The sequence below is a fragment of the Finegoldia sp. P2-F-LR genome (assembly GCF_052932265.1).
On record NZ_JBRFJF010000025.1, the window covers coordinates 1 to 1002 of the forward strand.

General features: G+C 35.4%; 1 pseudogene. It reads right to left on the bottom strand.

Annotated elements, in window-relative coordinates:
* Window positions 1-1002: pseudogene (locus ACU68W_RS09210) on the bottom strand (hypothetical protein); the annotation flags it as partial.

The following is a 1002-nucleotide window of genomic DNA, read 5'->3' on the forward strand; positions in this document are numbered from 1 at the left end:
CTTGGTTGTTCTGGAGTACTTGGTTGTTCTGGAGTACTTGGTTGTTCTGGAGTACTTGGTTGTTCTGGAGTACTTGGTTGTTCTGGAGTACTTGGTTGTTCTGGAGTACTTGGTTGTTCTGGAGTACCTGGTTGTTCTGGAGTACCTGGTTGTTCTGGAGTACCTGGTTGTTCTGGAGTACCTGGTTGTTCTGGAGTACCTGGTTGTTCAGGTGTTTCTGGTTTGCCTGGTTCAACTGGAGTTACAGGTTCAGATGGTTCCAATGGAGTCCATGGTATTTCTGGTGTAGTAGGAGTAGTTATATCTTTTCTATAAACATATCTTACTTCTAATTTTTCATTATTTTTATAATGTTCTTTAATTTCTTCACCAGTTAAGTGAGATTCTACACCAATAGATTTAGATATTAATTCTTTAACTAACTTAAATCCTTCTTTTGGTTGATCTTTTGTTCCATTTGGTTTCGCTGAAGTTGTGAAATATTCTTTTGATGTTCCTGTAGTTTCTTCTAAAGTAATTTCTGAACGTTCAACTAACTTACCATCTTTGTATACTTCATATATATGATGTTCTTGGAATGAACCTGGTTCTTCTGCTGGTGTTAATGGTGTCAATTCTGCTTCTGTTTTTTCATAAACGTAAGTTATTTCTTGTTTTACACCTTGTTTGTAGTTGCCTTTTGTTTCAGCACCTTTTTCATCAAATGTTGGTTCATTAACAGGCTTTTCAGTTCTTACAAATTTGAAGCCATCTTTTTCAACTTTACCAGTTGTGTAAGATTGATCTTTGTAACCTTCTTGAAGTTTACCATCTTCAACTTTTCTAGAAGTTTCTTTTCCATCTTTATCTTTTGTGATATAGATATGGTGTTCGATGAATGAACCTGGTTCTTCTGCTGGTGTTAATGGTGTCAATTCTGCTTCTGTTTTTTCATAAACGTAAGTTATTTCTTGTTTTACACCTTGTTTGTAGTTGCCTTTTGTTTCAGCACCTTTTTCATCA